Raw genomic sequence first — 6,180 nt, 5'->3', positions numbered from 1 at the left:
CTCGTCGGCGGGGCCGCGCCCGCTGGACTGGGTGCTCAAACGGCACCCCGCCGACTTCGGGCTGAGCTGACCGGCCCGGCCGACGGGGTCGGCCGGGCCGGGTGACGGGTTCGGGTCGGCCGCGGGCTCGGGTCAGCGGATCTGGATGGTCGTGAGCAGCTGCGCCGTCTCCGGGTAGCCCACGTAGTCGAGGACCCGGAAGGGGATCTGGGGCAGGTACCAGCTGCGTGGGTGGAAGGTGAAGTCGTGGTCGGCGCAGTGGGCGGCCCACCTGTCGTAGGCACCGGCGCGGCCGGCCACGTTCCAGTCACTCTGCTCGATCGGCGCGCCCGCGTCGGGACCGTCGTCCCCGGGAGCGCCGGGCGTGACGGGGTAGGCGGAGGTGCTGAACGAGTCCGGCGGCGGGTTGGGGCAGCCCCGCTGGCCCCGGTCGGCGAGCCAGCCCGCGTTCTGGTGGGCCTGGAACGGCTGCCCCTCGAACCCGGTGACCGTTCCCGCCTCGATGAGGATCCCCGGGCAGCTGACGCTGGTCGTCATCGGGTTGAACGCGGCCGGCAGCAGGCACACCCATCGGTCCCGCGCGGTCGTGCCACTGTCGCGCGGGCCGAAGGTGACCTGCCAGCCCGCCGGCGGGATCAGCGACACCCCGCCGTAGAAGCTCATCCGGCGGGACTCGGCCGAACCGATCCTGATGGTGCCGAGAAGCTCCTCGGTCGTCTCGGGGTGGCCGAGGTAGTCCAGGACGCGGAAGGGGATCTCGGGGAGATACCAGCTGCGCGGGTAGAAGGTGAACCCGTCGTCGGCGCAGTGGGCGGCCCACCTGTCGTAGGCGCCGGCGTGGCCGGCCACGTTCCAGGCCCCCTGCTCGACCGGCGCGGCGAGGCTGTTCACCTCGGCGCCGGCGGCGCCCGGCACGACCGCGTTGACCAGCGCTCCGTCCGGTGCCGTCGGGCAGGACGACACGCCGGTGCCGACGTACCAGCCCCCGTCCTGATGGGCCTGGAACGGTTGTCCTTCGTGCCCGACGACGCGGCCGGCCTCGACGAGGATCCCGCCGCCGCAGGTCCAGTTCTGGCGCTCGGCGGGGGGCGGCACCAGGCAGGCCCACATGTCGCGCGGGCTGGACCCGTCCTCGGCGCCGGTCCCGGCGTACTCGACCGTCCAGCCCGCCGGCGGGATCAGGGACATCCCGCCGAAGAACTGCACCCGGCGGGACTCGTCCGGGCGCCCGGCCGGGACGGTCCCCTCGCCGTGCCGTTGCGTCCCCGCCCCGAGCCCGAAGACCAGCGCGACCACGGCGACGACCGTCGCGGCGGCCGCCGCGACCAGCACGGTCCGGCGGTGCCGGTGGCGGCGCCGCTCGGCCAGCTCCAGCACCTGCTCGGCGCGGTACGGGTTGTCGGGCATGTCGGTCGCCGCGGCCCGCAGCCGCGCGGTGAACTCGTTCGTCTCGCTCATCGGATCTCTCCGGTCCGCGGGTAGGCGTCCAGGGAAGCCGGCGCGGCCGCGGCGGCCGGCTCGGCGAGCAGCGCCCGCAGGCGGTTCAGCCCGTGATGGGTGAGGCTCTTGACGGTCCCGGCCGAGCAGCCGAGCAGCTTCGCCGTCTCGGCCTCGCTGAGGTCCTCGTAGTGGCGCAGCACCACCGCGGCCCGCTGCCGGGCCGGCAGCCGGCGCAGCGCCGTGACCAGCCGGACCCGGTCGTCGGCCGTGTCGGTCGCGGCCGGCCCTGGGGGGCCCGGTTGGTCCGGCATCGTCGCGACCGTCCGCTCGGTCGAGGACAGCCGTCGCCACCAGGAGGTGGCGAGATTGATCATCGTTCGGCGGGTGTACGCCTCCCAGCGGTCGGGCTCGACCCTGCCGCGGCGCTGCCAGACCGCGAGCAGCGCGCTCTGGACGAGGTCCTCGGCGCGCCCCGCGTCACCGGTCAGCAGATAGGCGGTCCGCCCCAATGCCGGGCCACGGCTGCGTACGAATCCAGTGAAGTCGTCATCCACGCCAACGTCCTTCTGCATGTCCGGCCACGGCCAGCCGGTGATGCAGACAGGACGCGATGGGGCGGCCGGGACGTTTGAGGCTGTCGGCAAGCCGACAGCCCGCGCACACGGCCGGGCGGGCCGGCGCGGGGGAGCGCTAGGCGCGCAGGAGTTCGTCGAGGACGGCGTCGAGCTCGCGCTCGGGGTGCTCCTGCCCGGCGGGGACGACCTGCTCGGTGCGTTCCAGGAAGGCGCGCAGCGGCTCCGCGTCGAGGACCACGGTCGAGTGCCGGCCGCCGTCCGTGAGCTCGACCTTCACCTCGGCGTTGCCGGGAGTGGGAGTGAACCGCACGTCCCCGTCGCCCGTCGGCGTTTCCAGGCCGGCGCGCAGCGCGTCCCGCGGTGCCACCCAGTTGCCCTGCGGCAGCGCCGGATGGTCCGGTCGGGAGACGAGGGCCAGGCTTACGGCCAACGGGTCGCAGGCGCGCCAGGTGACCACGAGGACGGTGACCCGCCCGCTCGTTGACGTGTCGTCGAGTACGAACTCGGTGGTGACGTCCAGACCCTGCACGGGTGGGTCCCTCCCTCGTCTGCCTACCCAGGCCGGCGCGCCGTTGCCTCCCAGCTCCCGAGTTTCCCAGCTACTGGTTCGAGAGTCGCGGCGTCGGGCCCCTGGTGCCAGTTGGGGTGTCGAAGGCCCCATCGGCGGGGTCTCCATTGGCCCACAGCCGAGTCCGCGGGAACGTGTCCCGCTGGCCGCGTGCGCAGTCGAGCAAGCACGCTACGTCTACGGTACGCGGTACCACCCGGTCGGCGAGGGCAGGGTCGTTGAACAGACAAGAAGGTGACAGCCCCGAAACAGGGTTAGGACACGGGCGGGGTGCTGGTGGGTGGGCTTGGGGGCGCGGGCGGGTGCTGGCGGGCGGGCTGGAGGACACGGTGAGGACACGGGGTCGCTCGGGTTCGGAGGCACCCCTTGACGGAGATCAACGCGTTGCGTGATGAAATAGTTACGTGGAGGCGTTGTCTGACCAGGACCCGGGCCGCCGTAGTCTCGGACTATGGCTGATCCGGCGTCCTACCGGCCCGCGCCGGGCTCGATCCCCGAGACCCCGGGCGTGTACCGCTTCCGGGACCCGCACGGGCGGGTCATCTACGTCGGCAAGGCCAAGAACCTGCGCGCCCGGCTCGCCAACTACTTCACCGACGTCTACGCGCTGCATCCTCGAACCCGGACCATGGTCACCACCGCGAGCTCCGTGGAGTGGACCGTCGTCTCCACCGAGGTGGAAGCTCTCGCGCTCGAGTACACCTGGATCAAGGAGTACGACCCGCGTTTCAACGTTCGCTACCGCGACGACAAGAGCTACCCGAGTCTCGCCGTGACCCTGTCGGAGGAGTTTCCTCGCCTGCAGGTGATGCGCGGGCCGAAGCGCAAGGGCGTCCGCTACTTCGGCCCGTACGCGCACGCCTGGGCCATCCGGGAGACGCTGGACCTGCTGCTGCGGGTGTTCCCGGCGCGCACCTGCTCGGCGGGTGTCTTCAAGCGTGCCGGGCAGGTCGGCCGGCCGTGCCTGCTCGGCTACATCGACCGCTGCAGCGCCCCCTGCGTGGGCCGGGTGACGGCCGAGGAGCACCGGGACATCGTCGAGGACTTCTGCGACTTCATGGCCGGCCAGACCGGCCGCTTCCTGCGCCGCCTGGAAAGGGAGATGCGCGAGGCGGCCGACGTCCAGGACTACGAGCGGGCCGCGCGGCTGCGCGACGACGCCGGCGCGCTGCGCCGGGCGATGGAGAAGCAGGCGGTCGTGCTGCCCGACGGCACCGACGCCGACGTAGTCGCCTTCGCCGAGGACGAGCTGGAGGCCGCGGTCCAGGTCTTCTACGTGCGCGACGGCCGGGTGCGCGGCCAGCGCGGCTGGGTCGTCGACAAGCTGACCGACGTGACCACCGCCGACCTCGTCGAGCAGTTCCTCACCCAGGAGTACCTGGGAGACAAGGACACGGGTGACAAGGGCGCCGGCAGCGGGGAGGGACGGGCCGACATCCCCCGTGAGGTGCTGGTTCCCGAGCCGCCGACCGACGCCGACGCCGTCGGCGAGCTGCTCGGGCGGTATCGCGGCGGGCGGGTCGACGTGCGGGTGCCGCGCCGCGGCGACAAGCGCACCCTGCTGGAGACGGTCGAGCGCAACGCCAAGCAGGCGCTCGCCCTGCACCGCGTGAAGCGGGCCAGCGACCTGACCGCGCGCAGCCGGGCGCTCGCCGAGCTCCAGGAGGCGCTCGGCCTCGCCGACGCGCCGCTGCGGATCGAGTGCTTCGACGTGTCGCACACCCAGGGCAGTGACGTGGTCGCCAGCATGGTCGTCTTCGAGGACGGCGTGCCGCGCAAGTCCGAGTACCGGCGTTTCATGATCCGTGGCCTGGCGCGCCAGGACGGAGCCGCCCAGGACGACACCGCCAGCATGTACGAGACGGTCAGCCGGCGCTTCGCCCGCTACCTGGCCGAGCGCGCCCGCACCGGCGAACTGCCTGGCTCCGAGGACGAGGCCCGCGCCGAGGGCGGCCCTGGCGCCCGTGCCGGCGCCCCCGGCGACCACGCCACGGTGCCGCCCGGCGCCGACGGGGAGACAGCCGACGCGGAGACGCTGGTCGTCGACGGCCGGCCGCGCAGGTTCGCCTACCCGCCGAACCTCGTCGTGGTCGACGGCGGGCCGCCGCAGGTCGCCGCGGCGGCCCGGGCGCTCGTCGACCTCGGGATCGAGTCCGGCCCCGGCGGGGTGGCGTTGTGCGGGCTGGCCAAGCGGCTGGAGGAGGTCTGGCTGCCGGACGAGCCCGACCCCGTCATCCTGCCGCGGACCAGCGAGGCGCTGTACCTGCTGCAGCGGGTGCGCGACGAGGCGCACCGGTTCGCGATCACCTACCACCGGCAGAAGCGGTCCACGTCGATGACCGCCTCGCTGCTCGACGGCGTCCCGGGGCTGGGCGAGACCCGGCGCAAGGCGCTGCTGCGCGCGTTCGGCTCGGTGGCCCGGCTGCGCGCGGCGAGCGCGGAGGAGATCGCGGCGGTGCCCGGGATTGGCCCGCGTACCGCGGCCGCCGTCGTCGCGGCGCTCGCGTCGAGCACGCCGGGGACGGCCGCCGCGCCGGCACCGGCGGTCGACCCGCTGACCGGCGAGATCCTGGAGCCGCCGGGACCGGCGGGAGACGCCGGGAGCGCCCCGGCCGGGGACCACGCCGTGACGAGGGGGGCCGCGCCGTGACGAGGGGACCACGCCGTGACGAGGGGGAGCGCGCCGTGACGAAGGGGACCACACAGTGACGGGTACGGGTGTCGCGGCCAACGCCGTGGCCTTGGATCTCGCGATCATCACCGGCTTGTCCGGCGCCGGCCGCAGCACCGCGGCCAAGTGCCTGGAGGACCTGGGCTGGTTCGTCGTCGACAATCTGCCCCCAGCGCTGTTGTCGACGATGGCCGAGCTGGGCCGGCGTTCCGGCGGCGGCGTCAGCCGGATCGCCGTCGTCGTCGACGTCCGTGGCCGGGCCTTCTTCGCCGATTTGCGGGCCGCGCTCGACGCGCTCGACGCGTCCGGCCTGCGCCCGCGGGTGCTGTTCCTGGAGGCCAGCGACGACGCGCTCATCCGCCGGTTCGACCACGTCCGTCGCCCGCACCCGCTGCAGGGCGACGGCCGGGTCGTCGACGGCATCAGCCGGGAACGGGCGCTGCTCGCCGAGCTGCGCGGCGAGGCCGACCTGGTGCTCGACACCACCGACCTCAACGTCCACGAGCTGCGCTCGAAGATCGACGCCGCGTTCGGCCAGCCGGGCGGGAACCGGCTCAACGCCACGGTGATCTCGTTCGGCTACCGCTACGGGCTGCCGCTGGACGCCGACCTGGTCGCCGACTGCCGGTTCCTGGCCAACCCGCACTGGGTCGAGGCGTTGCGGCCGTTCACGGGCCGCGATCCCCAGGTGCGCGACTACGTGCTCGACCAGCCGGGCGCCAAGGAGTTCATCGAGCGGTACGCCGACCTGCTGCGGCTCGTCGGCGACGGCTACCTGCGCGAGGGCAAGCGGTACCTGACGCTCGCCGTCGGCTGTACCGGAGGACGGCACCGCAGCGTGGCGGTCGCCGAGGAGCTCGCCGCGCGGCTCGCCGCCACCGGGGTCGGCGTCCAGATCGTCCACCGCGACCTGGGCCGGGAGTGAC

At 73.7% G+C, this 6,180-nt stretch carries 5 protein-coding genes; 2 read left to right on the top strand and 3 right to left on the bottom strand.

Annotated features, from left to right (window positions below):
- Positions 1-132: 132 nt before the first annotated feature.
- The 3 genes from I6A81_RS27720 to I6A81_RS27710 all read right to left on the bottom strand — a co-directional run bounded on the left by I6A81_RS27720 (position 133) and on the right by I6A81_RS27710 (position 2,544).
- On the bottom strand, positions 133-1,458 hold the full coding sequence (locus I6A81_RS27720) for a hypothetical protein (protein WP_203004428.1): 1,326 nt from the start codon (positions 1,456-1,458) through the stop codon (positions 133-135).
- Positions 1,455-1,994: a SigE family RNA polymerase sigma factor gene (locus tag I6A81_RS27715; RefSeq protein ID WP_203004429.1), complete on the bottom strand. Its 540-nt coding sequence runs from the start codon at positions 1,992-1,994 to the stop codon at positions 1,455-1,457. The genes I6A81_RS27720 and I6A81_RS27715 overlap by 4 nt, the downstream gene beginning before the upstream one ends.
- Positions 1,995-2,130: 136 nt before the next feature.
- Positions 2,131-2,544: an SsgA family sporulation/cell division regulator gene (locus I6A81_RS27710; RefSeq protein ID WP_203004430.1), complete on the bottom strand. Its 414-nt coding sequence runs from the start codon at positions 2,542-2,544 to the stop codon at positions 2,131-2,133.
- Between the two features lie 490 nt (positions 2,545-3,034).
- Between I6A81_RS27710 and uvrC the strand changes: the two genes are divergently transcribed.
- Together uvrC and rapZ are read left to right on the top strand one after the other, a co-directional pair.
- Complete coding sequence (uvrC, locus tag I6A81_RS27705) at positions 3,035-5,233, top strand: excinuclease ABC subunit UvrC (RefSeq protein ID WP_203004431.1); 2,199 nt, start codon at positions 3,035-3,037, stop codon at positions 5,231-5,233.
- A gap of 55 nt (positions 5,234-5,288) precedes the next feature.
- Positions 5,289-6,179 (top strand): RNase adapter RapZ, encoded by an 891-nt coding sequence (rapZ, locus tag I6A81_RS27700; protein WP_307874961.1) that lies wholly within the window; start codon positions 5,289-5,291, stop codon positions 6,177-6,179.
- Position 6,180 lies beyond the last annotated feature (1 nt).

This window comes from Frankia nepalensis, from assembly GCF_016786325.1.
Taxonomy (GTDB): domain Bacteria; phylum Actinomycetota; class Actinomycetes; order Frankiales; family Frankiaceae; genus Pseudofrankia; species Pseudofrankia nepalensis.
Note: the sequence above shows the minus strand (reverse complement) of the source record. Positions and strands in the feature narration are given on the sequence as shown.